Origin of the sequence: Mycobacterium heidelbergense (assembly GCF_010730745.1) — a bacterium.
GTDB classification, from domain to species: Bacteria; Actinomycetota; Actinomycetes; order Mycobacteriales; family Mycobacteriaceae; genus Mycobacterium; species Mycobacterium heidelbergense.
The window spans coordinates 4,316,395-4,340,362 of record NZ_AP022615.1; the positions used below are offsets into that span (position 1 = coordinate 4,316,395).

The following is a 23,968-nucleotide window of genomic DNA, read 5'->3' on the forward strand; positions in this document are numbered from 1 at the left end:
GGGGCGTGGCAAAAACCTAGCCGCGTGCGCGGCCCATCGCGTCCAGGCGGCGTTTGACGCGCGCGATGTCATCCTGCGAGGGCATGTCGTTGGTGATGTGGGTGATCGCCACGCCGACGTCGGTGGCGCTGATCGGCCGGCGGCCGTGCATCACGAGCCCGCTTGTGATGGCGCTGATCTCGTCGCTGGAGGCGCGCCGGTGCGACAGCGCCGCCAGCGGCACGTAACCGGTCGTCGGCATGCCGTTCGGGTAGCCGGCCCGCAAGAAAGCGACAATGCTCGAAACCCAATGGGACAGGTCCATATATCCACCTCGCTAACCGCCACACGCTAAGCACTAGCGGCATTTAGCAACGTAGCATCGGCAACGCCATCAGCCCGGTAAGACAACGCAGTTACTTGCAATTTATTTATGGAATATTCAGACATATGCCTGAATTCTTAGCGCTTTGCCTCGCTTCGAATTTCGTGATCGCCGGTCGCGGCGCGCCGTAACGATATTCGGCCGCAAGGCTTTCCTAGTATTGCCGGGTGGATCGCTACGGAACCGACGTTCTGGCCGCGGGGCGGCGCAAGCCCCGCTCGACCGAGCACCCCGCCGAACTCGGCCTGGTCGTCGAGGACGCGGAGACCGGCTATGTCGGCGCGGTGGTGCGAGTCGAATACGGCCGCGTCGACCTGGAGGACCGGCACGGCCACACCCGTGGCTTTCCGCTCGGCCCCGGATACCTGCTCGAAGGCCGCCCGGTCATCCTCACCGCGCCGCGCCGCCCGGCGCCACCCACGGCGGGCAGGACGGCGTCCGGTTCGGTCGCGGTTCCGGTCGCCCGCGCCAGGATCGCCCGGACCAGCCGGATCTATGTCGAGGGCCGCCACGACGCCGAACTCATCGCCCAGGTCTGGGGCGAGGACCTGCGGGTCGAGGGTGTCGTCGTCGAGCACCTCGGTGGCGTGGACGACCTGGCGGGCATCGTCGCGGAGTTCGCCCCCGGTCCCGGACGCCGGCTGGGTGTGCTCGTCGACCACCTCGTCGAGGGCTCGAAGGAGGCGCGGATCGCCGAGGCGGTGCGGCGGGGGCCCGGCGGCCCGGACACCCTGGTGGTCGGTCACCCCTATGTCGACATCTGGCAGGCCGTCAAGCCGCAGCGGCTTGGCCTGGCGGCCTGGCCGGCGGTGCCGCGGCACATCGAGTGGAAGCACGGCGCGTGCGCGGCGCTCGGCCTGCCGCACGCCGACCAGGCCGACATCGCCAGGGCTTGGCGCCGCATCCGCTCGCGGGTGCGCGACTGGAACGACCTGGAACCGGCGCTCATCGGCCGCGTCGAGGAGCTCATCGACTTTGTGACCCAACCCGGCCCGTGACAAGCCCCGGCGCTTAACGGAGACCCGTAGTTAGGCTAGGCTAAGTCGACGGTCCCTCGTGGGACAGGAATCGGGTGCATGCAGGGCGTATTCGGCGTTTTTATCAGCACGTTCCTCATCGGCTTACGCGAGGGCCTGGAGGCGACGCTTATCGTGAGCATCGTCGGCGCCTTCCTTCGGCGAAACGGCCGGACGACCCGCCCGATGTTTGCCGGCGTCGCGTGGGCCGTGCTGCTCAGCGTCGCGGTGGGCGTCGGCCTGGATCTGTTCTCGGCGAGCCTGCCGCAGGCCCGGCAAGAGATGATGGAGACGGTCATCAACGCCATCGCCGTGGTGTTTGTGACCTCGATGATCATCTGGATGAACCGCAACGCGGCGCACCTCAAGGGCGAACTCGAGCGCGAGGCCCAACGGGCGCTCAACCGCGGCAGTGCGATCGCCCTGGTCGGCATGGCGTTTCTCGCGGTCCTCAAGGAGGGTTTTGAGACGTCGGTGTTCTTGCTGGCGGCCGCGGAGACGTCGCACGGCAACCGGTGGTTCGCCGTGTTGGGCGGCGCGCTGGGGATCGCGGCGTCGATCGCGCTGGGCGTCGGCCTGTACTACGGCGGCCTGAAGCTCAACCTCGGCCGGTTCTTCCGCGTCACCGGGGTGTTTTTGGTGCTGATCGCCGCCGGGCTGGTGGTCGGCGCGCTGCGCACGGCGCACGAGGCGGGCTGGGTGAGCATCGGCCAGAAGCAGCTGCTCGACCTCTCCGCGTGGATACCGAGCCAGTCCGTGCTGGGCGCGGTGATCGCCGGGGTGTTCGGCATACCCGCCGACCCGCGCCTCATCGAGGTGCTGGGATGGCTGCTGTACGCGGTGCCCGTGCTGGTGGTCTTTCTGTGGCCCGCTCGACTCGCGGCGGCGCCGCGAACCCGGCGCCGGCTACTGGTGGCCACCTCGGCGGTGCTGCTCGGCGTCGCGGCCGCGCTGGCGATCATGGTGCCTTCGCAGGGCTCCGCGCCTGGCGTCCGGGCGCGCACCGTCACCGATCGGGCCGGCCGCACCGCCGAGGTGTCGCTGGTCTCCGGCCCGCAGGGGCGCGCGCTGGCCCTCACCCCCGAGGGCGGCGCGAACGCCCGCAGCATCCCGCTCGCCGCGGCCGGCGACCAAACCCTGGACGGCGTGTGGGTGCGCGCGTGGCAGGCCACGGCGGCCGCGGCCGGCGACGGCCCAGCGACGGTCACGCTGGGGGAGTTGCTCGACATGTCGGGGGGCCGGCTGCCGGTGGGCGTCTCCGCCGCCCGCACCCCCGGCCCGTTCCACGCGCGGTGGGCGGCCACCACCGTGTACACGGTGCTCGCCCGGGGCGATGTCGTGGTGAGCGCCCAGGCGACCAGCAATCGCACCGCCGTCCTGACCGGCGGCGGGCTGGCCGGGCCCAAGACCGTGAGCGTCGGGGCCCTGCCCACGGACTGGTCCACGGCCGGCGCCGAAGACCAGTCGACCGCGGCGGAGATCGCCGCCGGCGAGCGGAATCGCGCGGAGGGGCGGCTGTGGAACGCTTGGCTTCCGTTGGTACTGGCCGGGTTTGCGTTGGCGTGCGTTCTTGGCGCGATAACCTCGGCGCGCGGCGACCGCGCGCGGGCCGAACCGGAAAGGAAAGCGATTGACCGTGACTCGTATCGCCCGGGCAAGGTGCCGGTCCCGTGAATGCTGGCCGGCCGCGGCGGCTTTGGTCGCGGTCGCGGCATTGTCCGTGACGGCATGCGGCCACTCGGCGTCCCCGAAATCCGGGCAACCCGGCGGCACCAACGCCGTCAAGGCGACCGTCAACGTCACCATGGCCAACAGCGGCGGCAAGGATGGCTGCGCGCTGGACACCACCAGCGTGCCGGCCGGGCCGGTGACGTTCACCGTGGCCAACACGAGCGCGCCGGGCATCACGGAGATGGAGTTGCTCAGGGACCAGCGGATCGTCGGCGAGAAGGAGAACCTCGCGCCCGGCCTGGACCCCGTGTCCTTCACCGTCACCTTGGACGGCGGCTCCTATCAGTTGTATTGCCCCGGCGCGAGCACCGAATACCAGACTCTGACGGTGACGGGCCGAGCGCCGGCGGGGCCGACGGGTTCGGTCGCGAGCGTCCTCAGCCAGGGCACCAAGGACTACGCGGCGTACATCGTCAACCAGATCGGTCAGCTCGATGCGGGCGTGAAGGCGCTTGATTCCGCCGTGCAGTCCGGGAACCTCGACGCCGCGAAGACGGCCTACGCCAAGGCGCGGCTGTTCTGGGAGCGATCCGAGGCCAGCGTGGAGGGCTTTGTCCTCCCGGGTTTCGCGGTCGGCGACAACGCCGGCAACCTCGACTACCTGATCGACATGCGCGCGTCCACCCCGGTCGACGCCAAGGTCGGGTGGAAGGGCTTCCACGCCATCGAACGCGACCTGTGGCAGGGCGGCGCGATCACCCCCGCCACCAAGGCGTTGAGCACCGAATTGGTCGGCAACGTAGGCAAATTGAACGGTATCGTCGCCACCCTGCAATACAAGCCCGAGGATCTGGCCAACGGCGGCAGCGATCTGATCGAGGAGGTGCAGAACACCAAGATCACCGGTGAGGAGGAGGCCTTCAGCCACATCGACCTGGTCGATTTCTCGGGCAACGTCGAAGGCGCTCAACAGGCCTACGCGTCGCTGCGGCCGGGGCTGGAGAAGATCGACGGCAACCTCGTCAACCAGATCGACCGGCAATTCCAAGCCGTCCTTAGCGTCCTGGACGGCTACCGCGACCCGACGGCGCTGGGCGGCTACCGGACGTACACGCCCGCGTTGCGGGCCAGCGACGCACCGAAACTGACCGCCGTCATCCAGCCGCTCCATCAAAGCCTGTCCACGGTCGCCCAAAAAGTCGTCTCGGCCAACTGATCATGGCGGACGGCGACACGACGGAATCGGTTGAGGCGGCGGCGGTTTCGCGGCGCCACGTGCTGGGCGGCGCCATGCTGGCCGGCCTGGGCGGCGCCGCGGTCGGCGCCGCCGGCGGCGGGTTCGCCGGCTACGCGATGGCGGCCGCACACCACACCGGCGATGACGACACCGTCGACCTGCGCCGCGGCTACCCCTTCTACGATCAGCTCCATCAAGGCGGAATCGCCACGCCCCCACAGCGTTACGCCATGTTCATGTCCTTCTCGCTGGCCGCCGGCGCCGGCCGCACCGAGCTGCGAACCCTGCTGGCGCGCTGGTCGGCCGCGGCCGCGATCCTGCAGCAGGGCAAGCCCGTCGGCACCGTGCAGCCGCAGGTCGAGGTGCAGCCCCCCGCCGATACCGGGGAGGCCTACGGGCTGAGCCCCGCCAGCCTCACCGTCACCATCGGGTTGGGGCCGTCGCTGTTCGGCGACCGTTTCGGGCTCGCCGCGCGGCGCCCGGCCGCGTTCACCGACCTGCCCCCGCTCAACGGGGACAACCTGGATCCCCGCCTGCGCGGTGGCGACCTGTCCGTGCAAGCCTGCGCCGACGACCCCCAGGTCTGCTACCACGCGGTGCGCAACCTGGCCCGCCTCGGCCGCAACATCGTGTCACCGTTCTGGGCGGTGCTGGGGTTCGGACGGGCCTCGGCCGGCCCCGGCCAGCACACCCCACGAAACCTCTTGGGATTCAAGGACGGTACCCGCAACATCGCCACCGACGCGGAGTACGCCCGATTCGTCTGGGTCGATGACAGCGACCAGCCGTGGATGAACGGCGGGACCTACCAAGTCGTCCGCAAGATCCGGATGCTGCTGGAGACCTGGGATGTCGATCGGATCGGCAATCAGCAGAGGATCTTTGGCCGCACCAAAGAGGAAGGGGCGCCGCTGAGCGGCAAGGCCGAATTCGACACGCCGGATTTCACCGCCAAAGGCGCCGACGGCAACCCGCTCATCGATCCGTTGTCCCACGTCGGCCTGGCCGCCCGGGAGAACAACGACGGCGTCATGATCCGCCGGCGTTCCTACAACTACACCGACGGCCTCGACGCCAACGGCCAACTCAACGCCGGCCTGCTGTTCATCTCGTATCAAAAAGATCCGCAAGATTTTATTCGTTTGCAGAACCGACTGGGCGCCCACGACCTCCTGAACGAATACATCCGTCACATCGGGTCAGCAATCTTCGCGGTACCGCCGGCACCCGCGGAAGGCCACTACGTCGGGCAAATCCTGTTCGGCTGAGCAAATCTCGTTCCGCCGCGGCGATCGGCGCGCGGCGCGGCATTTCGGGCGTGTGACGGTGGGCGTCGTCCCGGTACGTCAAGCCGGCGGACCGTCACGCTCCGGCGTCCGCCGAGCACTAACCCCGTGAAGACCAAGATCAGTGGGAAACGGAGGAAGTTCATGACCGACGCGCTCGTCATCGATGCCGAAGGGCTCGACCGGCTGTCCTGTCACGCCAAGGCCAACCCCGGCACCGGCAAGAAGACGCTGAAAGCCAAGACGGTCTGCGAGGCGGGATTCCGCAACATGACCTACGTGCGCGACCTCGCGCCGATGCTGGTCGGCGAGCCGCCCGCGCTTCTGGGCGACGACTCGGCGCCCAACCCCTCGGAAACCGCCCTGGCCGCCCTGGGGTCGTGCATCTCGGTGGGGCTGTTGGCCAACGCGACGCACCGCGGCGTGACCCTCACCAAGATCGAGGTCGAGATGGAGGGCGACATCGACATCTCCGCGGTATGGGGAGTGGGGGACACCCCCGAGGGCAAGCGGCTCGGCTTCAGCGCGGTCCGCTGCGCGGTAACCCTGGCCGGCGATGCCGACGACGCGACCCTCAAGGAGATCCACGACAACGCGATCGCGTGGTCGCCCGTCGTGAACACGTTCCGGCGCCCGGCGACCGTCGACTCGACCCTCCGCACCTAGGCGGCGGACCCAGGAGGTATCGACATGACGGCAACCATGGACCCCGCGGCCGTCCGGCTGGATCCCGAACTGCTGGAAGACATTCGGGCCCACGCCGCGGCGTTGGACCGCGGCGAGCACGACTCCCGCCGCAGCTTCACGGCGCTCGGTGCCGCCGGCCTGCTCGGGATCGGCGCGCCGGGCAACGCCGACGGCAGGCTGCCCGGCATGGCCGACGTGATCCGGGTGATCTCGGGGGAGTGCATGAGCACCGGCTTCTCGTTGTGGGCCCACCGGATGACGGTGGAGTACCTGCTTACCGCCGCAACGCCTTTCAGCACGGCCGCGGTCGGGCCGCTCCTTGCCGGGGCCGCGCCGGGCGTCACCGGCATGGCCTCGGCGTTCAAGGAGGCCGCCGGCTGCGGGAGCCTGGAATTGACGGCCACACCCGTCGCGGACGGTTATGCGGTGTCCGGCCCCATCAGGTGGGCCAGCAACCTCTACGCCGACTCGACGATGGTCACCGCGGTGCGCACCGACGCCGGCGAGAAACTGATCGTGGCGCTGCCGTTGACGACGCCGGGCGTGGTGGTGGGCGATCACTTCGACCTGTTGGCGATGGGCAGCACCGCCTCGTCGTACCTGAACCTGCAAGGCGCCCACGTCGCCGCGGACCAGGTGTTGTCGCGCGACTTCGAGGGATTTCTGCGGGCGGTGCGCCCGACCTTCCTTGTCCTGCAGTCGGCGATGTGCCTGGGGCTGACGAGAACCACCATGGAGCAGAGCCGGGTCGGGCTGACCGGGGTCAACTCGGTCTTCGCCGCCGAGGTGGACGCGGTCGCGGAAGGGCTCGTCTCGGCGGAGGCGACGCTGGCCCGGTTGGCCGCCGCGGTCGGCGGGCCGACGCCCCCGGCGAAGAAGGAGTTGCTGTCGCTGCGGCTCGCGGCCGCTCAACTCTGCAGCGCGAGCGCCGATTTGGAGATCCGCACCGCCGGCGGCAAGGGCTATGCGAGCCGGACCTCGGCGAGCCGGCGTTACCGGGAGGCGGCGTTCATCCCGGTGCAGTCGCCGTCGGAGGCGCAACTGCGCTGGGAATTGTCCAGATGCGCCTGAGCGTGGGTCCATGGTGACTCCCGTGGCGGTGCCGCCCGAGCGCACTCAACCCGAACGCCTGGTCGGCGGAATTCCGCTGGCCACCTTGGTGCGAGACTTCCACCGGCCGATGCTGAATTTCGCTCGCACCATGGTGAATTCGGCGGCGGTGGCCGAGGACGCGGTGCAGGAGGCCTGGGTGCAGGTCCTGCAGTCGGCGGATTCGTTCGAGGGGCGTTCCTCGGTGAGCACCTGGTTGTTCGGGATCGTCAAGCACACGGCTTCGCGGCACCGGCGCCGCGAGTCGCGGATCCGCGACCACGAGGTGCTCGTGGCCACGGACGCCGACGCCGCCGACCCGTTGTCGGGTCGCATGCATCCCGCGGGGCATCCCGACGCCGGGCACTGGAGTGTCCCGCCGTCGCGGCGGTTTCTGCCGGAGGACCAGACCGTGGCGAGCGAGCTCGTCGGGTTCGTGCGGGCGGCGCTGGACGCGCTGCCGGCGCGGCAACGACAGCTGATCATCCTGCGCGACCTGGTCGGCGCGTGCGCCGAAGAGGCGGCCGAGATCCTCGAGCTGTCCGCCCAGGCGCAGCGCGCCCTGCTGTACCGCGCCCGCGGAAATCTCCGAAACGAATTGGAAAAGCGGTATCGCCGATGACCGTCCACGACAACACAGTTCCCGCTATCGACTGCGCCGACTTCGTTCGGTTGGTCGACGAACTCGTCGATTCCGACCCGCAGCGGTGGGGGCCGATCGTCGCCAAGCACCTCGAGGACTGCCCGCCCTGCCTGGTCTACCTGCAACAAATGCTCGACCTCAAGATCCTGCTCCACCACGTCTTCGACGGGGAGAAGCTCAGCGACGAACACGTCGCCGGGGTCATCAACGCGATCAACGACATCAAGAGCGGCCAACGCGACTGAACGCTTCGGTGACCGGCCGATGATGGCGCGGTCACCCGTGATCGTCGCCCGGCCGTCGTCGGTGACCGACTGAAGCGCGCACCGGCCGCCAAGGGCGGTCAGCGATTTCGGGTGTCGGTCGACCACAGGGTCGCGCAGTCCGGGCATTGCAGGTTGACGCGCGTCGCCTGATTGCTCAGCAGGTACTGCCAATGCTCTCCGCAGTTGCGATCGCTGCGGCACTCCACGCACGCGGTGCGGCCCCAGTCGCAGTTCGGGCAGGGCAGCCACGCGCGCCGGGAGGGATCGGCGTGGGGATCGATCGGCAACGTCACCGCCACGGTAGGCCTTTCTGTCGAGAAAGTTAGGTTAGCCTACCCATGTATGGTCGTGTCAAACGGGTGGTCGCACCGCCGATCGTGCGCCGACCTTCGTGCCGCGAAGCGCGACCAGCACCGCCCCCGCGGCGAAGATCAGCGCGGTCACCCACCCGAAATGGCCGTCCGGAGCGAAGCCGTCGGCGGCGAGGAACGACAGGCCGTAGGCCGCCATCGCCGCGCCGGCCAGCATGACGGGCTCGGTCCAGCGATCCGTGAGCGGTACGCCGAGCATCGGAAGGGGCGCCGCGAAAACGCGCCGTCCCCACCACAGCAGCACCATCTCGATCGCCGCCGCGACGCCAAGGACCACCACCCATTCCAGCCGGGCCAGCCACCACTGGCCCGTACCCTCGGCCGGTTGCGGCAACAGCCCGGCCGGATAGCCCACGATCGCCACGATCACGACGGGAATCATGTGCCACAGGTAAAGGGCCATCACGTTGTTGTTCCCGATCGCCAGCATCCGCTTGACCAGCCCGCCGCGCAGCGCGCGGTTCAGCGCGGGCGCCAGCGCCATCGCCACTCCGGCCTGCGCGCATCCGAAGGCCAGCAGAGCCGCGGTGGGCGGCGTCGTGTTGTCGATCGTCTGCCCGGGAACGCCGATCATACTGACCGGGTAGGGGCCCAGCCCGATCGACAGCGCCAGCGCGATCGCCGAGCCGGCCGCGAGCAGCACGGCCCTGCGGCCCGCCAATAGCCCACCATGCCAAGCGATTCCGAGCTGATAGAAGGCTCCCCAGCACAGCACATAGTTCAGCCTCCCGAGGTAATGCGCGTGGCCGCCGACAGAGAGGACGTCCACCGCCACGACCGCCACCGCCAGCGCCGCCGGCACCCGCAAGCCCCAACGGCGATGTGCCGCAACCGCAATCGGCGTCAGCGACACAACCACCAGGTACACGGCCAAAAACCACAGGTGCATCGCCACCGCCCAACCGGCGTACTCCAGCGTTGAACCGGCCACGTGGCCCGCGCCGAGCAGCAGCACCACCACCGACACTAGCGCGACGTACACCGCCGTCGGGCCCAGCACCCGGGCCAGCCGACGCCTCAGCCAGGTCTGCCGCGACACCCCCTCGGTCTCGCGCCGATGCCTCCACGACACCGCGCCGGCATAGCCGGCCACGAAAAAGAACGTCGGGACCGCCTGGAACGGCCACGTCAGCCACTGGGTCCAGGGCATGTCGACGAGCGGGTTCTGCCGGCCGAAAGATCCGTCGTGATAGGTGACCGACCCGGCCAACCAGTGCCCCAGCACGATGAGGACCACGCCGGAGACGCGATAGAAGTCCGCCGCCATATTGCGGACCGGTCGCGCGGCGTCGTGCACTCGCGTTACGGTACCCGCCCCGCGGCTCGAAGTCGTTTGGCGCACAATGGCCCCATGAAACGGGCTCATCTCGCCGACCTCGACGTTGGGCGCCTCGGCCTGGGCGCGATGGGCATGTCCGTCGCCTACGCCGGCGCCGGCACCGACGACGCCGAATCCATCCGCACGATTCACCGCGCGATCGACCTCGGCGTCACGCTGATCGACACCGCCGAGGTTTACGGCCCCTACGTCAACGAAGAACTCGTCGCACGCGCGCTGCAGGGCCGGCGGGACCGGGTGGCGCTGGCCACCAAGTTCGGCCTGATCTCCCACACCGGCCGGGACGGCCTCGACAGCAGCCCAGCCAACATCCGCATCGCCGTGGACGGGTCCCTGCGAAGGCTCGCGACCGACCACATTGACCTCTACTACCAACACCGCCTCGACCGCGGGACCCCGATCGAAGACACGGTCGGAACGCTGGCCGAGTTGGTCGCCGCGGGCAAGGTCCGGCACATCGGCCTTTCCGAAGTCGGCGTGAACACCATCCGCCGCGCCCACGCCGTGCACCCCATCACCGCCGTGCAATCCGAATACTCGCTGTGGACCCGCGACCCCGAAGACGGGGTGCTGGACGTCCTGCGTGAACTCGGCATCGGGTTCGTCGCCTATTCGCCACTGGGCCGCGGCTTCCTCGCCGGCGCGATCCGCTCCACCGGGGAGCTTCCCGACAGCGACTACCGCAAGACCAACCCCCGCTTCTTCGACGAGAACTTCCAGCACAATCTCGACAGCGCGGACGAGCTGCGCGACATCGCCGCCGACGTCGGCGCCACCCCGGCCCAGGTGGCGTTGGCCTGGCTGCTGGCGAAAGGCCCTGACATCGTGCCCATTCCGGGAACCAAGCGGGTCGCCAGCCTCGAGGAAAACGTCGCGGCCGACACCGTCGAGCTGACCCCCGCCCAGCTGGCGAGACTCGATCAACTCACCCCACCCGTCGGGGGTCACCACGCCGAGGCGCAAATGGGATGGATCGACCGCTGAGGCGGTGGATATGACCAACGCAACGATCGATCAGGTGCGGCGGCGCAAATCCGGTGAGGGAGGCCAACATTGAGCGACCGACTTCGTGACATCCGGCAGCTGGCCGGTGACACCGACGCCTACCGTGACGAGCTGTTCCGGCGCTGGACCGGCCTGCTCAGCTACCGCTACATCGGCCGCAACCACTCGTCCATGAATCTCGGTGAGGCCGACGACACCGTCACCGTCCGCCGCGACATGCGCAACGAGAGCGACGGAATCATGGTGGCGCCGTTGGCCATCGCGTCACCGGAAGGGTGTCAGACCGACATGGTCGCGGTGCCCAACCCGGTCATCGCATCGGTACAGATCCTCGACCCCGGCTACGACGTGACAAGGATCGCGATCGTCGACTCCGGCATCGTGCACCAAGGGCGCACCATGGGCTACGGGCGGTGCAAGATCGTCGACGCCGACAACCCCGACCGGGTGATCGCCTTCAACGAGGGGCAGGGCGCGATCATCGGGGTCCCGCCGGAAGGCCTGGACAGGATGGACGTTTCGGGCACCGAGCTGGTGATTGAGGACTCCCCGGATCTGCCGCCGCTGTGGAAAGCCTTCGGTGCCGGCAGGCGCGGAGACGGTCACTGGGTGCTGCCCGCGCTCAGCGCCGAGCTCGCCTCGCCGGACGCCGCCCTGCACATCGGGCCTCAACACGTCCTCCTCGAGACCGCGGCGACCGAGTTGGCCGCCGGCGTCGCCGGAACCGGGCGGGTGCAGGTGATCAGCTGGCACGTCATGTTCATGTCACGCGGCAAGGTGGGGCCCTTCCGGGTGGAGGGCACCGCCCACGCCGGCGGACCCGGACGCGTCGGCGTGCGGATGCTGCTGCACGACGAGGGCAACGGCGACAAGGCCATCACGTCCGCCGCGGCGGTCTTCGACGTCGTGGGCTGATCAGCACTCTGGTCATACATTCGTGTGCGTATGTATGGTGCTAAAAACCCCCACACGAAGGAGAAGCGCAGTGGCAGAGCGGTTGGCGGGAAGGGTCGCGCTCGTCAGTGGCGGCGCGCGGGGGATGGGCGCATCCCACGTACGGACGCTGGTGGCCGAGGGCGCCAAGGTGGTGTTCGGGGACATCCTCGATGACGAGGCCAAGGCGGTGGCGGCCGAGCTCGGGGACGCCGTTCGCTACGTGCATCTCGACGTCACCAAGCCCGAGCAATGGGAATCCGCGGTGGCCACCGCCATCGGCGAGTTCGGCGGCGTCGACGTGCTGGTGAACAACGCCGGCATCCTCAACATCGGCACCCTGGAGGACTACGAGCTCTCCGAGTGGCAGCGGATCCTCGACGTCAACCTGACGGGCGTATTCCTCGGCATCCGCGCCGTGGTGAAACCCATGAAGGCGGCGGGGCGGGGATCGATCATCAACATCTCGTCCATCGAGGGGATGGCCGGCACCATCGCTTGCCACGGTTACACCGCAAGCAAATTCGCTGTCCGCGGGTTGACGAAGTCGGCGGCCCTGGAGCTGGGGCCCAGCGGAATCCGAGTGAACTCGATTCATCCCGGGCTCATCAAGACGCCGATGACGCAGTGGGTTCCCGAGGATATCTTCCAGACGGCGTTGGGCCGGGCCGCCGACCCCAGGGAGGTGTCCAACCTCGTGGTCTACCTGGCCAGCGACGAGTCCAGCTATTCGACGGGCTCGGAGTTCGTCGTGGATGGCGGCACCACCGCGGGCCTGGGGCACAAGGATTTCTCCGCGGTCGACGCGGATCAGCAGCCGGAGTGGGTCACCTAGCGGCGGTGACGGATTCGGGCTCCGTGGCCGGCGTCGGCCAGGGCGAGGGGACCGGCCGCTGCCGGACTCGCTGCGGCCACCAGAACCACTTGCCCAGCAGCGCGGCGATGGACGGCGTCATCAGGGACCGGACGACCAGCGTGTCGAATAGCAGGCCGAGGCCGATGGTGGTGCCGACCTGGCCGATGACGGTCAGCTCACTGACCGCCATCGTCATCATCGTGAAGGCGAACACCAGCCCCGCCGAGGTGACCACCGATCCGGTGCCGCCCATCGCGCGGATGATGCCGGTGTTCAGGCCGGCGTGGATCTCCTCCTTGAATCGGGACACCAGCAGCAGGTTGTAGTCGGCGCCGACGGCCAGCAGGATGATGACCGACATCGCCAGCACCATCCAGTGCAGTTCGATGCCGATCAGGTGCTGCCAGATGAGCACCGAGAGCCCGAACGACGCCCCCAGCGAGATCAAGACGGTGCCCACGATGACCGCCGAGGCCACGACACTTCGCGTGATGATCAGCATGATGATGAAAATCAAGCACAGCGAAGCGATTCCGGCGATCAGCAGGTCGTAGTTGCTACCGTCCCGCATGTCCTTGAAGGTCGCCGCGGTGCCGCCGAGATAGATCTTGGAGCCCTCCAGGGGCGTGCCCTTGAGCGCCTCGTAGGTGGCCTTCTTGATCGCGTCGATGTGCGAAATGCCTTCCGCTGTCATCGGATCGCCGTCGTGGCTGATGATGAAGCGCACCGCGTGGCCGTCGGGCGGCAGGAAATTCTTCATGCCCCGCTTGAACTCGGGGTTGTTGAAGGTCTCCGGAGGCAGGTAGAACGAGTCGTCGTTCTTGGACGCGTCGAACGCCTTGCCCATGGCGGTCGAGTTCTGCTGCGCCGCCGTCTGCTGATCCAGCAGGCCCTTCTGGGTCGCATACATCGTCAGCATCGTCGTTTTCATGGTCTTCATGTTTTGGATCATGTCGGGCATCAGCGCCGTCAGCTGAGGCATCAGCGTGTCGAGGTGATCCATGACGGGCAGCAGGCTCTGGATGTCATCGGTCATCGTGTCGATGCCGTCGAGGGTGTCGAAGACCGACCGAAGCGACCAGCACACCGGGATGTCGAAGCAGTGCTTCTCCCAGTAGAAGTAGCTGCGGATGGGCCGGAAGAAATCGTCGAAATCGGAGATGTGGTCCCGCAATTCGGCGACGTCGATGGTCATGTCGTGCATCTTTTTAACCATGACGTGCATGGTGTCGGACATCTGCTGGGTCAGGCTCTGCATCTTGACCATGCTGTCGATGGTCGTCTGCATCTCGTCGGCCTGCTTGAGCATGTCGGCCATCTGATCTTCCTGGTACTTCTGGTTCATCTGCTGGGTGACGCCCTGCATGCTGATCTGGAACGGGATCGAGGTGTGCTCGATCGGCGTGCCCTGCGGTCGGGTGATGGCCTGCACGCGAGAGATTCCGGGCACCCGGAAGATTGCCTTGGCGATCTTGTCGATGACCAGGAAGTCGGCGGAATTGCGGAGATCGTGGTCGCTTTCGACCATCAGCAGCTCGGGGTTCATCCGCGCCTTCGAGAAGTGCCGATCCGCGGCCGCGTAGCCGGCGTTCGCCGGTAGATCGGCGGGCAGGTATTTGCGGTCGTTGTAGTTGGTCCGGTATCCGGGCAGGGTCAGCAGGCCGACGAGCGCCACCGCGATGGTCACGATCAGGACCGGACCGGGCCACCGGACGACGACGGCGCCGACCTTGCGCCAGCCGCGAATGCGCTGCGCCCGCCTGGGCTCGAGTATGTTGCGAAAGCGCGACGCCACCGAGATCACCGCGGGCCCAAGCGTCAACGCGGCCGCCACCACGACCACCATGCCGATGGCCAACGGGATGCCTAGCGTCTGGAAGTAGGGCAGGTTAGTGAAGTGCAGGCAGAACGTCGCGCCCGCGATGGTCATGCCCGACCCGAGCACCACATGCGCGGTGCCGCCAAACATCGTGTAGTAGGCGTCTTCTCGCGATTCGCCGACCGCCCGGGCCTCTTGATATCGGCCGATCAGGAAGATCGCGTAGTCGGTCGCCGCCGCGATCGCCAGCGTCACCAACAGGTTCGTGGCGAACGTGGAGAGCCCGATGATGTTGTGATAGCCCAGGAAGGCGACCATTCCGCGAGCGGCCGACAGTTCGAGCACGACCATCACCAACGTGAGCAGCACCGTGACGATCGACCGGTAGACCAACAGCAGCATCGCGATGATCACCACGAACGTGACGGTCGTGATGACTTGCAGGCTGCGGTCACCGGCGATGTGCTGATCCGCCGTCAGCGCGGCCGGTCCGGTGACGTAGGCCTTGACGCCGTTCGGTGGGGGCATGCTCTTGACGATGTTCTGCACGGCCTCGACCGACTCGTTGGCCAGCGCCTCGCCCTGGTTACCGGCCAGATACACCTGGACGTAGGCGGCCTTGCCGTCGTTGCTTTGCGCACCGGCCCCGGTCAGCGGATCGCTCCACAGGTCCTGGACGTGTTCGACGTGTTTGGTGTCGGCGTCGAGCTTCTTGACGATCCGGTCGTAGTAGGCGTGGGCGTCGCTGCCGAGCGGGTTTTGGCCCTCCAGCACGATCATGACCGAGCTGTTGGACTTGTACTCGCCGAACACCTCACCGACGTGCTTGGTCGCGATGACCGACTGGGCGTCGTCAGGGCTCATCGAGACCGAGCGCATCTGCCCGACGACGTCCAGCTGCGGGACGATGACGTTGAGGATCGCGATGATCGCGATCCAGGCGATGATGATGGGCACGGCGAACGTGCGGATGAATCGCGGGAGGGCCGGCCGCACCGCGTGTTTGGCGATCGGGGTGGTGTCGGTGCCCGCGTCGATGAGTGCGCTCATGCCGATTTCACCAAGCAAAAGGTCAGGGCGTGCACGCCGTTGGACACGTTCTCGTCCTTGACTTCGTCGTCGACGGTGATGCGGCAGCCGAGGTGGTCACCGTCGCTTTGCGCGACGATGTTGGGAAAGACCGACGGCGCGGTCGTGCTGAGGACCAGCGTCCAAGGCAGCGGCGCGCCGTCCACCCGCTGCGGCTGGGCGCTGAGATCCAAATAATTCACGTTGGCATGGCTTGCCGAGCCGAAGATCTCGTACTTGACGACCTTGGGTTTGAACGGTTTGGAGTCATCCATCCGTGTGCTTGTCATGGTGGCGGCGTTCTCGGCCCCGAAGAACGATTTGACCCGCGCCACGGCGAAGCCGCCGACCACGACGACCGCGGCGATCAACAGCGGCAACCACGCATTGCGCACGATCTTCGATACCTGCACGTGCGTGGGATCCTTCCTTCATCACTCAGGGGCGGCGCATCGCTTTCCAGTGAATTACCATGCACCACAATGGACTTCGTAGGCGGCCGCCAGCCGGACACCCGCTACCGTCGGGCGCCGGGATCCTCGCGATCGCCGGAACAGCAGTGGAGGGTCGTCACCAGAGCATAATACACCGCCTGCATATTTTGCAGACAATGCAAGAACGTGATCTATCTAACTTCGGCGGTCACTCTGTGAAGATGCTCATGACCAGCGCGGCGGCGCGCTCGACGTAGGGCATCGGCGTGTCGTCGGAGTCCTCCGGCTCGCCGCCGGCCCACCGCTCGATGCCCGAGCGAACGGCCGTCAACGCCAGCGCGGCGATCAAGGCGGGGATCTCGTCGTCGGGCCGCATCGCCTGGCGGCGCGCGACGATGTCGGTCAACTGATTTTGAAACCCCTCCAGGTCGGCAAGGAACGCCGCCAACACCGCGGGAGTGGTTTTGGCGAGTTCCAGCATGCCGGCGGCCAATTCCCGCCGCAGGGGCATGTTACGCAGGTGGTGCGCCGCCAGGGTGATCAGTTCCGCCAGCACCACCCGATAGGGGGCCGGTCCGGCCGCGACGAAGTCCACGGCCAGCTCGGCGGGTATGTCCGAGGGCCCGTAGGCGATCGCGGACTCCTTGGCGGGAAAGTAATTGAAGAACGTCCGCGTCGAAATTCCCGCCTCGACGCAGATCTCCTCGACGGTCACCTTGTCGAAGCCGCGTTGTAGCGTCAAGCGCACCGCGGCGTCGCGGATGTCCGCGCTGGTCTGACGGCGACGCCGTTCGCGAAGACCCATCTGATTCGCCATGACACCTATCGTTGCACGCAACGCAAACTTTGCAGTCATCTGACGGGGGTTCGGCGTCACACATGGCTCCCGCGAAAGTGCGTCTACCGACGTCTGCACTCGAGAAACGCGTCGCTAGTCGCACTTTCGCGGGCTGGCGGTCACCGAACTCGCTCGAGGTCGAGCAGGACGCGCTTGGCGGCCGTGCCGCCCCGGTACGCGCCCGCGGTTCCATCGGAACGGATCACCCGATGGCATGGCACGAAGATGGGGATCGGGTTGGTCGCGCACGCCGTGCCGACGGCGCGGACGGCCTTGGGGGAGCCGGACAGTCGCGCCAGCGTGGCGTAGCTGACGGTCGCGCCGTAGCCGATGTCGGCGTTGAGCTGTTCCAGCACCGTGCGTCGAAAACCATGTGACAGCGACCAATCCAGCGCGACGTCAAAGTTGTGGCGACGGCCGGTGAAGTATTCGTCGAGTTGTCGAGCGATCGAGTCCAGCCGCGCGGGCGCTTCCAGCACCCGCGGGCTGATGCGCTGAGCGAGGTTCTGCAGCACGCTGTCGTGGTCTTCGTTGGCGAAGGCCACCCGCAGCATCCCGCGTGGCGTGGCCGCCAGCAGCAGAGGGCCGACGGCGGAGTCCACTGTGCGGTAGGCGATGTCGAGCAGATCGCCGGCTTGGGCGTCCCTTTCCAGGCGGGCGTGCAGGCGCTCGAGATGATCCTGGTCGACGGGGAAGTGCCTCGTCAGGTCGTGTGTGGTCATCGGTGATTCCTCGTGGTGTCGATGAGGGGGTAGGTGCGGCGGAGGTTGGCGATCCCGTCGGCCGCGGCGCGCCGCGCGGCGGCGACGCTGCTGTCGAGGATCGACGCGATCTCGGAGTAGGGCAGCCCGGCCAGGTAGTGGTAGGCGACGGCCTGGCGCTGTTTGGGTGGCAGCGCGCTCACCGCGGCATCCAGGTCGAGATCGCGGCTATCGGCCCGGTCGCGCGCGGGGGAGTCGGGGGGATCGGCGACCGGGACGGCCCGCCGTGACGCGGTGCGGGTGATGTCGATGGCTTTGCGATGGGCGATGGTGACCAGCCACGCTTCGACGTTGGCGTCGGCTGGTAGCTGCGGGTAGGCCTTCAAGGCCGCCAGGAACGTATCCGACCAGGCGTCATCGGCGTCGGCGTGGCCGACCACCGCGCGAACGACCCGCAGCACCGTGGCGCCGTGCCGCGTCACGACGGCCTCAAAAGGCGGCTTGACGTGCTGTTCGGCATCCACTCTCACGTCACCGACGGGCTTGGGTGGGCATTCGGGGTTCCTCCGCTGAAAAGTAAACGACTCTTACCCTGAAGACGTCGGCACCCCGTGGAATGTGAGAAAGAGGGCACAAGGTGATTGGCTCTCTCGTCTCACGTTGTGGCGCCGCCCGTCGTTTTCCTGGAAAGGAGGTTGAACGATGCAACCACGTCACACGGTCATCGAGAGTCCACTCGGCGAGCTGACGCTCATCGCCGACGGTGACGCCCTGACGGGTGTGTATTTCCGGCGCCACTGGCATCCGCCGACGGCGGATGCTCTGGGGCGGTACGTCGAGCCGGGCGCTGACGACGTGTTCCGTCGCTGCGCGGATCAGCTCGACGAATACTTTGCCGGAAAACGCACCCGGTTCGATCTGCCCATCGCCCTGATCGGCGAGCCGCGCCGGCGACGGGTCTGGGAACTGTTGGTCGACATCGCTTACGGTGAGACCGCCACCTATGGCGAGCTCGCCGCTCGCCTGGCTGACGGCACCACAGCGTACGAAGTCGGCCAAGCGGTGGGCCGCAATCCGCTCGGCATCGTCGTCCCGTGTCACCGCGTCGTCGGAAAGGACGGCGCCCTAACCGGTTACGCGGGCGGCCTGAAGCGCAAACGATTCCTACTGGACCTCGAAGCGCCGATGGCCGCGGCGGCGGGCAGACTGTTCTGATGCCGTCGAGATGGCATCGGCGCTTGGCGGCCGCCGACTGGGACGCGGTCACCACCGAGATGAATGACGTTGGCGGCGCACTGCTTCCGCAGCTGATGACCCCCGCCGAGTGTGCGGCAATGCGTGATCTCTATCCCGACGACACGCTGTTTCGCGCCACCGTCGACATGACCCGCCACCGCTACGGGCAAGGCGAGTACCGCTACTTCGGCCGGCCGTATCCCGGCCCGATCGAACCGCTGAAACAAGCGCTCTACCCGCGGTTGCTCCCCATCGCCCGCGACTGGTGGGCCAAACTGCGCCGCGACGCGCCCTGGCCCGACACCCTCGACGAATGGCTGGACATGTGCCATCGCGCCGGCCAAACCAAACCCACCGCCCTCATGCTGAAATACGGGCCGGGCGACTGGAACGCCCTGCACCGAGACCTCTACGGGGAACTCGTCTTTCCGCTACAGGTCGTCATCAACCTCAGCGAACCGGGCGTGGCCCACACCGGCGGCGAATTCCTGCTCGTCGAGCAACGGCACCGAGCGCAGTCGCGCGGCATGGCGACCACGCTGCCGCAGGGACACGGCTACCTCTTCACCACCAGGGAACGGCCGGTGCGCTCGACTCGGGGATGGTCGGCCGCCCCGGTGCGACACGGGGTGTCCATGCTCCGCTCCGGCGAGCGCTACACCCTCGGCCTGATCTTTCACGACGCCGCCTGAACGCCGCCGCAGCCGCCTGCGGCACCATGGTGCTCATGGAGTTATACGACGTCATGCGATCCACGCCCGCGGTGCGCGAATTCACCGACGACCCGCTGCCCGACGAGGTGGTCGCCCGGCTAGCGGTCTCGCCCGGACCTGATTTGGCGCACGGTTCGGGGTGGCGGCAGCTTCGTCGCGCCGCCGGGCTAGGTGCGCACGCGTTGCGGCTCGCCGCGGTAGCGCGACGGCGTGCCGTTGATCTCGCAGATCCGCCACAGCAGCCGGGAGACCGGATTCATCAGACCGGTCTCGTAGGCGAGCATCCGCATGTCGGCAAACATGTTGCGCAACCATTTGCGGGACTCCGCCGACCCGAAGAACAGTTCGCTTTTGACCTGGCGGGGGATGTCGAATTCTTTCCAAAATTCCTTGGGTGGCACCACGATCGCCTGGCACAGCATCCGCATGATCAGCGGATAGTAAAGCGAGATCACGAAGCGTCGCATCGGGGTCAGACGCGGCAACCGCCTTCGCAGGTATTCGTGGGCAAACGCGATGTGTCGGGATTCCTCGGCCACATGGATGGCCATCACCCACGCCATGACGGGATGCAGTGACTTGCCTTCGCGGAGCACGCTTTTCTGGGTATGGTCCAGTGGCTCCTCGCCGGCCAGTACCCCGATGAAGAACGCCACCGGCAATGGTCCGGCCACCAGCGGAACCAAAGGCGAAATCAATCGCAGCGTGCGCGGCATGCCCGGGACGTCGGCGCCGATGCGGTTGACCATCTCCTGCAGCATCATGGTGTGGTTGCACTCTTCGACTGATTCGTGCAAGCAGTATCGATATTCCGGCGACCCGTTGGGCAGCCCGAAGGTGTAATTCATCAGGCCGCGGATCAGGATCGACTCGAAATGTGTCCCGACCTTGGCGACGTTCGCCTGGCGCCACATGCCGATCTTGATCTTGCGTTCTTCGGGCTGCGCCCGGTACCAGGGATGGCGGCCCAAGGGATCGCTCGCGGGGAGGATCCAGCGAGGATCGTTGTCGGTTACGGCGAACTCCGCCGATTCCCAGCCAATATCGGTGTACGGATTGAAGTTTCGTCGTACCGATCCCTCGGACAGCGTGGTCAGCGTGCCCACGTAGTCGGCGTCGTCGGGCATTTCCATGCTGTGACGCCAACGCGCGACCATTCGCGTCCTGGCCATTGAAAGACTTTCCCTAGGAGGTTGACATCTGGATGCACGATCGCGTCGCTACGGGTCGACAACATCGTCAAACGCGAGTTGTGAGGGGCGGTTCGGATGGGCCCTCTCGCTGGACTCACAGCGGCGAATATACCGCAGTAACAGGGTGGGCTCTCGGCGGTATCCGTCGACGAGGCGGTGTGCAATTGCGTTTAGTTCCTTGCGGATCCACTCCTTGCCTGACATACAGCTGAGATTGTCCATTCTCAGTGAATCTGGGCAGTCGGCTTGTGTCCTCGGAGCGGCGGCGCCACAGTGGACGACGTGCATCTCGAACGAAACCGTCGGTGGAATCACAACACCCATTACTACGATGTCGTCCTGGCTGCGGTTCCTCCGGGCGCGAGGAGGGCACTTGATGTCGGTACCGGTGACGGGTTGCTCGCAGTTTTACTGAGCAAGAGAATCCCGGAGGTCACCGGATTAGATTCCGATGCGCCGGTCATTGACCGTGCGAGATGCGGCTCGTCGGAAATCGAGTGGATCGTCGGTGACGTCATGACGTTCCCGTTGCCGAAGGGTCATTATGATCTGGTGGCAACGGTTGCGGCCGTGCATCATCTCCCTGACCTCGCGGCCGCGTTGGCTCGTCTGGTCGATCTCACTGCCGTGGGCGGGTCCCTGGTGGTGGTTGGTTGCGCCCTCAGCTCGACAGTGCGCGACTACGCGATGGATGCTGTCGGCGCCGTTCAGCACCAGGTTCTCTCGCGTACCCGCGGTTATTGGCGACACACCGCGCCGATTCAGATGGAGTTTCCTCACACCTACACCGAGGTAAGACAGATTGCCGAACGCGTCTTGCCCGGAATGACGTGGCGCCGATTGCCGCTATGGCGTTACGCCATCGTTTGGCGCAAATCGCAGTAGGCCTCGCGTGCTCTCCTGGCGGAATCGGGTAGCTGTGTGGTGTCGATTGATTTTGGGGTGCGCCACAGGCGATTTCGTCACAGTGACGTATTAGTACGGGGAAGTGGGGGAGCAAAGGAGGGGTCGATTGGGGAACCGAGAGCCCCCTATCTGCGGCACGTTGCCATAACCTAACTGGTAATGGTGCGTGCTCGAGGTGCGAGTTCCTGCGCAGGGAAATGGCTGTGGCTAGGTCGAGTCGCCGTCGCCGCGTTTGAGGGCCGCTTCGATGTCGGCGGTCTTCTGTACCAGCAGCAGGCTGCCCGGAACCCGGCGGAAGCCGAGCTGCTCGTAGAACCCGGCGACCCGCTCGTGCAACGCGTCGACGACGACGAGCCGCGCCGTCACGGTCTGCGTCGCTTCGACGATCCGTGCCAGCGCATCGGCCACCAGCACTCGTCCAAGCCCCTGGCCGCGCAACGCCTCGGACAAGGCGAGGCGGGCGATCAGAACTGCGGGGATCTCGACGGGCCCGCCTCGACCGATCTTCGCGGGCACGTCAGCACGGGCAACTTTATGCGCGGCCAGCGCGTAGTAGGCGACCACCTCGTCGGTCTCGTCGACCCACACCCACGTGCGGGCGGTCCGGCGGGCCGTTGCGGTGACGGCGTGTTCGCGCAGCCACCTGTCGACGGACTCCTCGCCGCAGGAAAACCGTTCGACTGCGTGGACCGTCGGGTCTATCGGTTGTGAGCGGTACACCCGTCAGTCGCGAGTGACGATGCGTCGGGCGTGCTTGGCCGCGCGGGCCAGCTCGGCGTTCGGATTCGCCGGAGCGTCGAGAGCAGCGAGCAACTCGTCGAAGAACTCCGCCGGCACCGTCGTCGCCGCCTGGTGCTCGCGCAGTATCCGCTCGGCCTTTTCCTCGACGGCCGCGCGGGCGAATTCGCTCACCGGTTCGTCCAGGAGTTGCGCGGCCCGCTCGATCAGTGACTTACGGTCCTGCCGGAGTCGGAACTCCAGGCGTGCAGACGCTGCCATTCGACCCACTCCCAACGTTGATGTACGGACAATTGTACGGCGGAGAAGGGTGGTGTCTAGATGAATCGCGACTGCCCAGGATTGGATACCTGGCCAGTCTCTCGTCACGTGACGGAATTACTCCGTGCTTCGAAGCGCATATAGTCGGTCGTGCGGCCGGCCGGCAGCTGGTCAAGCACTTCATGGGTGAGGGTCGGGTGGCGGGGCCGGCTCACAAAGAACGCTCAAGGCCTACGCCGACCGATCAACGGCCGGACCTGCGTAAACATACTAATCGTCAAGGGGCGCAAGTTCTTTCATCTAGTGCAACTCGCTACCCAACTGGTAACGGTGCGTGCTCGACAGGTGCGAGTTGTCTGCACAACTTGAGAGGCTCGGCTGAACACGTAGGAGCGCCTTTCCGGCGGCTTTGAGACTGACGAGGTCGTCTGGTTAGGGCCGTTCGAATGACAAGTCTGTGGTAGCTTTATGGTATGCGCACTACCATCGATACGGCAGGACGCTTGGTGATTCCCAAATCGCTCCGTGAGCAGTCGGGAATTGTTTCGGGTGAGGTGGAGATATCCCTCGACGGGGCTGCTATCCGCATCGAAAGCGTGGCAGCCGACGACTTAGTCGAAGAGGACGGACTGCTTCTACTGCCCAGCGGCGGGCCAGAGCTTGACCCCGACGCGGTCAGGGAGTTGCGGCTTGCCGACCAGCGCTGAGCATGTCCTCGTTGACACCAGCGCGGCACTTGCACTGGTCCAGCGCGAGAACCCATTCCACCGAGCCGCCAGGGCAAGGCTCTTCGCATGCCGCCGTGGAATGTCGGGCCATGCCGCGGTGGAGCTGCTTTCGGTACTCACGCGGCTGCCGCCGCCGCAGCGCCTCAGCCCGGTTGTGGCACTCCGCCTGGAGGAGACGAATTTTCCGGAGTCTCGCTACCTGTCCGCAATGGATACCCAGCATTTATTACGGGAATGTGCCGACGCTGGCTTGGCCGGCGGTGCGCTTTACGACGGCCTCGTGGCCGCGGCTGCCCGCAAGCACAAGCTGCCGCTCATAACGTGCGACCGACGGGCCGAAGCGACATATCGCGTACTAGGTGTGACCTATGAGCTGCTATCTGCGGCTTGACGATGAAGGCTGAAATCTGTGAGAGGAAACGAATCATTATGTAGCCCAACATAACTCGCATGGGTTTTATGCCGATAAGCAACATTATGTCAGGTAAAGTACTGCATATTGCATCAGATGAATCATTGCCTGACCCCTTGTTGGGCCACCGCTCCTCCCGTCGTTTTCGGCTGCGTTGC

The 23,968-nt window shown here is 66.6% G+C and carries 27 protein-coding genes; 16 read left to right on the plus strand and 11 right to left on the minus strand.

The genetic code is table 11. The features are described from left to right. Nucleotides 1-16: 16 nt before the first annotated feature. Nucleotides 17-304 carry a DUF3349 domain-containing protein gene (locus G6N25_RS20140; protein ID WP_083072469.1) on the minus strand — a complete coding sequence of 96 codons (288 nt, stop codon included), beginning with the start codon at nucleotides 302-304 and terminating at the stop codon, nucleotides 17-19. 227 nt (nucleotides 305-531) lie between these two features. On the opposite strand from G6N25_RS20140, the gene G6N25_RS20145 reads away from it, so the two are divergent. The 8 genes from G6N25_RS20145 to G6N25_RS20180 all read left to right on the plus strand — a co-directional run bounded on the left by G6N25_RS20145 (nucleotide 532) and on the right by G6N25_RS20180 (nucleotide 8,238). Continuing rightward, nucleotides 532-1,362 carry a DUF3097 domain-containing protein gene (locus tag G6N25_RS20145; protein ID WP_083072470.1) on the plus strand — a complete coding sequence of 277 codons (831 nt, stop codon included), beginning with the start codon at nucleotides 532-534 and terminating at the stop codon, nucleotides 1,360-1,362. Nucleotides 1,363-1,440: 78 nt separating this feature from the next. Then, nucleotides 1,441-3,054: an iron uptake transporter permease EfeU gene (efeU, locus tag G6N25_RS20150; protein WP_083072471.1), complete on the plus strand. Its 1,614-nt coding sequence runs from the start codon at nucleotides 1,441-1,443 to the stop codon at nucleotides 3,052-3,054. 22 nt (nucleotides 3,055-3,076) lie between these two features. Continuing rightward, a complete protein-coding gene (efeO, locus tag G6N25_RS20155; RefSeq protein WP_372506699.1) occupies nucleotides 3,077-4,267 on the plus strand; it encodes an iron uptake system protein EfeO in 1,191 nt (396 codons plus the stop codon). Between the two features lie 2 nt (nucleotides 4,268-4,269). Beyond that, nucleotides 4,270-5,556 (plus strand): iron uptake transporter deferrochelatase/peroxidase subunit, encoded by a 1,287-nt coding sequence (gene efeB, locus G6N25_RS20160; RefSeq protein ID WP_083072472.1) that lies wholly within the window; start codon nucleotides 4,270-4,272, stop codon nucleotides 5,554-5,556. Between the two features lie 162 nt (nucleotides 5,557-5,718). After that, nucleotides 5,719-6,240, plus strand: coding sequence for an OsmC family protein (locus G6N25_RS20165; RefSeq protein WP_083072577.1), 522 nt, complete (start codon nucleotides 5,719-5,721; stop codon nucleotides 6,238-6,240). Nucleotides 6,241-6,264: 24 nt separating this feature from the next. After that, nucleotides 6,265-7,332, plus strand: coding sequence for an acyl-CoA dehydrogenase family protein (locus G6N25_RS20170; protein WP_083072473.1), 1,068 nt, complete (start codon nucleotides 6,265-6,267; stop codon nucleotides 7,330-7,332). Between the two features lie 10 nt (nucleotides 7,333-7,342). Beyond that, nucleotides 7,343-7,972 carry an RNA polymerase sigma factor gene (locus G6N25_RS20175; RefSeq protein ID WP_083072474.1) on the plus strand — a complete coding sequence of 210 codons (630 nt, stop codon included), beginning with the start codon at nucleotides 7,343-7,345 and terminating at the stop codon, nucleotides 7,970-7,972. Beyond that, entirely contained in the window at nucleotides 7,969-8,238 is a 270-nt protein-coding gene (locus G6N25_RS20180) for a hypothetical protein (RefSeq protein ID WP_083072475.1), read from the plus strand. Before G6N25_RS20175 ends, G6N25_RS20180 begins: the two co-directional genes overlap by 4 nt. Nucleotides 8,239-8,336: 98 nt before the next feature. Here the strand turns inward: G6N25_RS20180 and G6N25_RS20185 are convergent, their stop codons facing one another. After that, the gene (locus tag G6N25_RS20185; protein ID WP_232065859.1) at nucleotides 8,337-8,558 is read right to left on the minus strand and encodes a hypothetical protein; all 222 of its coding nucleotides are present in this window, start codon (nucleotides 8,556-8,558) and stop codon (nucleotides 8,337-8,339) included. Nucleotides 8,559-8,610: 52 nt separating this feature from the next. Continuing rightward, the gene (locus G6N25_RS20190; RefSeq protein ID WP_232065971.1) at nucleotides 8,611-9,897 is read right to left on the minus strand and encodes an acyltransferase family protein; all 1,287 of its coding nucleotides are present in this window, start codon (nucleotides 9,895-9,897) and stop codon (nucleotides 8,611-8,613) included. Nucleotides 9,898-9,981: 84 nt separating this feature from the next. Between G6N25_RS20190 and G6N25_RS20195 the strand changes: the two genes are divergently transcribed. The 3 genes from G6N25_RS20195 (at nucleotide 9,982) to G6N25_RS20205 (ending at nucleotide 12,742) form a co-directional block, all read left to right on the plus strand. Next, the gene (locus G6N25_RS20195) at nucleotides 9,982-10,953 is read left to right on the plus strand and encodes an aldo/keto reductase (protein WP_083072477.1); all 972 of its coding nucleotides are present in this window, start codon (nucleotides 9,982-9,984) and stop codon (nucleotides 10,951-10,953) included. Nucleotides 10,954-11,022: 69 nt separating this feature from the next. Beyond that, the gene (locus G6N25_RS20200; RefSeq protein WP_083072478.1) at nucleotides 11,023-11,889 is read left to right on the plus strand and encodes a hypothetical protein; all 867 of its coding nucleotides are present in this window, start codon (nucleotides 11,023-11,025) and stop codon (nucleotides 11,887-11,889) included. Between the two features lie 70 nt (nucleotides 11,890-11,959). After that, nucleotides 11,960-12,742 (plus strand): SDR family oxidoreductase, encoded by a 783-nt coding sequence (locus tag G6N25_RS20205; RefSeq protein ID WP_083072479.1) that lies wholly within the window; start codon nucleotides 11,960-11,962, stop codon nucleotides 12,740-12,742. Here the strand turns inward: G6N25_RS20205 and G6N25_RS20210 are convergent. The 5 genes from G6N25_RS20210 to G6N25_RS20230 all read right to left on the minus strand — a co-directional run bounded on the left by G6N25_RS20210 (nucleotide 12,735) and on the right by G6N25_RS20230 (nucleotide 18,147). Next, nucleotides 12,735-15,632: an MMPL/RND family transporter gene (locus G6N25_RS20210; protein WP_083072480.1), complete on the minus strand. Its 2,898-nt coding sequence runs from the start codon at nucleotides 15,630-15,632 to the stop codon at nucleotides 12,735-12,737. The genes G6N25_RS20205 and G6N25_RS20210 overlap by 8 nt on opposite strands. Then, nucleotides 15,629-16,063 carry an MmpS family transport accessory protein gene (locus tag G6N25_RS20215; protein WP_179961684.1) on the minus strand — a complete coding sequence of 145 codons (435 nt, stop codon included), beginning with the start codon at nucleotides 16,061-16,063 and terminating at the stop codon, nucleotides 15,629-15,631. Before G6N25_RS20215 ends, G6N25_RS20210 begins: the two co-directional genes overlap by 4 nt. A gap of 229 nt (nucleotides 16,064-16,292) precedes the next feature. Further along, nucleotides 16,293-16,901: a TetR family transcriptional regulator gene (locus G6N25_RS20220; RefSeq protein ID WP_083072481.1), complete on the minus strand. Its 609-nt coding sequence runs from the start codon at nucleotides 16,899-16,901 to the stop codon at nucleotides 16,293-16,295. Nucleotides 16,902-17,041: 140 nt separating this feature from the next. Next, nucleotides 17,042-17,644, minus strand: a complete 603-nt coding sequence (locus tag G6N25_RS20225) for a methylated-DNA--[protein]-cysteine S-methyltransferase (protein ID WP_083072482.1) — start codon at nucleotides 17,642-17,644, stop codon at nucleotides 17,042-17,044. After that, complete coding sequence (locus tag G6N25_RS20230) at nucleotides 17,641-18,147, minus strand: RNA polymerase sigma factor (RefSeq protein ID WP_083072483.1); 507 nt, start codon at nucleotides 18,145-18,147, stop codon at nucleotides 17,641-17,643. The genes G6N25_RS20225 and G6N25_RS20230 overlap by 4 nt, the downstream gene beginning before the upstream one ends. Nucleotides 18,148-18,325: 178 nt before the next feature. Here G6N25_RS20230 and G6N25_RS20235 point away from each other — a divergent pair, with 178 nt between their 5' ends. Continuing rightward, nucleotides 18,326-18,838: a methylated-DNA--[protein]-cysteine S-methyltransferase gene (locus G6N25_RS20235; protein ID WP_083072484.1), complete on the plus strand. Its 513-nt coding sequence runs from the start codon at nucleotides 18,326-18,328 to the stop codon at nucleotides 18,836-18,838. Then, on the plus strand, nucleotides 18,838-19,551 hold the full coding sequence (locus G6N25_RS20240) for a 2OG-Fe(II) oxygenase (protein ID WP_083072485.1): 714 nt from the start codon (nucleotides 18,838-18,840) through the stop codon (nucleotides 19,549-19,551). Before G6N25_RS20235 ends, G6N25_RS20240 begins: the two co-directional genes overlap by 1 nt. Nucleotides 19,552-19,739: 188 nt before the next feature. On the opposite strand, the gene G6N25_RS20245 is transcribed toward G6N25_RS20240, so the two are convergent. Further along, a complete protein-coding gene (locus tag G6N25_RS20245) occupies nucleotides 19,740-20,744 on the minus strand; it encodes an AurF N-oxygenase family protein (RefSeq protein ID WP_083072486.1) in 1,005 nt (334 codons plus the stop codon). A 294-nt stretch (nucleotides 20,745-21,038) separates the two neighbouring features. On the opposite strand from G6N25_RS20245, the gene G6N25_RS20250 reads away from it, so the two are divergent. Beyond that, nucleotides 21,039-21,650 carry a class I SAM-dependent methyltransferase gene (locus G6N25_RS20250; RefSeq protein WP_232065861.1) on the plus strand — a complete coding sequence of 204 codons (612 nt, stop codon included), beginning with the start codon at nucleotides 21,039-21,041 and terminating at the stop codon, nucleotides 21,648-21,650. A gap of 228 nt (nucleotides 21,651-21,878) precedes the next feature. Here G6N25_RS20250 and G6N25_RS20255 read toward each other — a convergent pair whose 3' ends face one another. Both G6N25_RS20255 and G6N25_RS20260 read right to left on the minus strand, forming a co-directional pair. Further along, nucleotides 21,879-22,391: a GNAT family N-acetyltransferase gene (locus tag G6N25_RS20255; RefSeq protein ID WP_083072487.1), complete on the minus strand. Its 513-nt coding sequence runs from the start codon at nucleotides 22,389-22,391 to the stop codon at nucleotides 21,879-21,881. A 3-nt stretch (nucleotides 22,392-22,394) separates the two neighbouring features. Next, nucleotides 22,395-22,670, minus strand: coding sequence for a type II toxin-antitoxin system TacA family antitoxin (locus G6N25_RS20260; protein ID WP_083072581.1), 276 nt, complete (start codon nucleotides 22,668-22,670; stop codon nucleotides 22,395-22,397). Between the two features lie 473 nt (nucleotides 22,671-23,143). Between G6N25_RS20260 and G6N25_RS20265 the strand changes: the two genes are divergently transcribed. Both G6N25_RS20265 and G6N25_RS20270 read left to right on the plus strand, forming a co-directional pair. Further along, complete coding sequence (locus G6N25_RS20265; RefSeq protein ID WP_232065863.1) at nucleotides 23,144-23,377, plus strand: AbrB/MazE/SpoVT family DNA-binding domain-containing protein; 234 nt, start codon at nucleotides 23,144-23,146, stop codon at nucleotides 23,375-23,377. Next, nucleotides 23,361-23,789 (plus strand): type II toxin-antitoxin system VapC family toxin, encoded by a 429-nt coding sequence (locus tag G6N25_RS20270; RefSeq protein WP_083072488.1) that lies wholly within the window; start codon nucleotides 23,361-23,363, stop codon nucleotides 23,787-23,789. Before G6N25_RS20265 ends, G6N25_RS20270 begins: the two co-directional genes overlap by 17 nt. The last annotated feature ends 179 nt before the right edge of the window (nucleotides 23,790-23,968 follow it).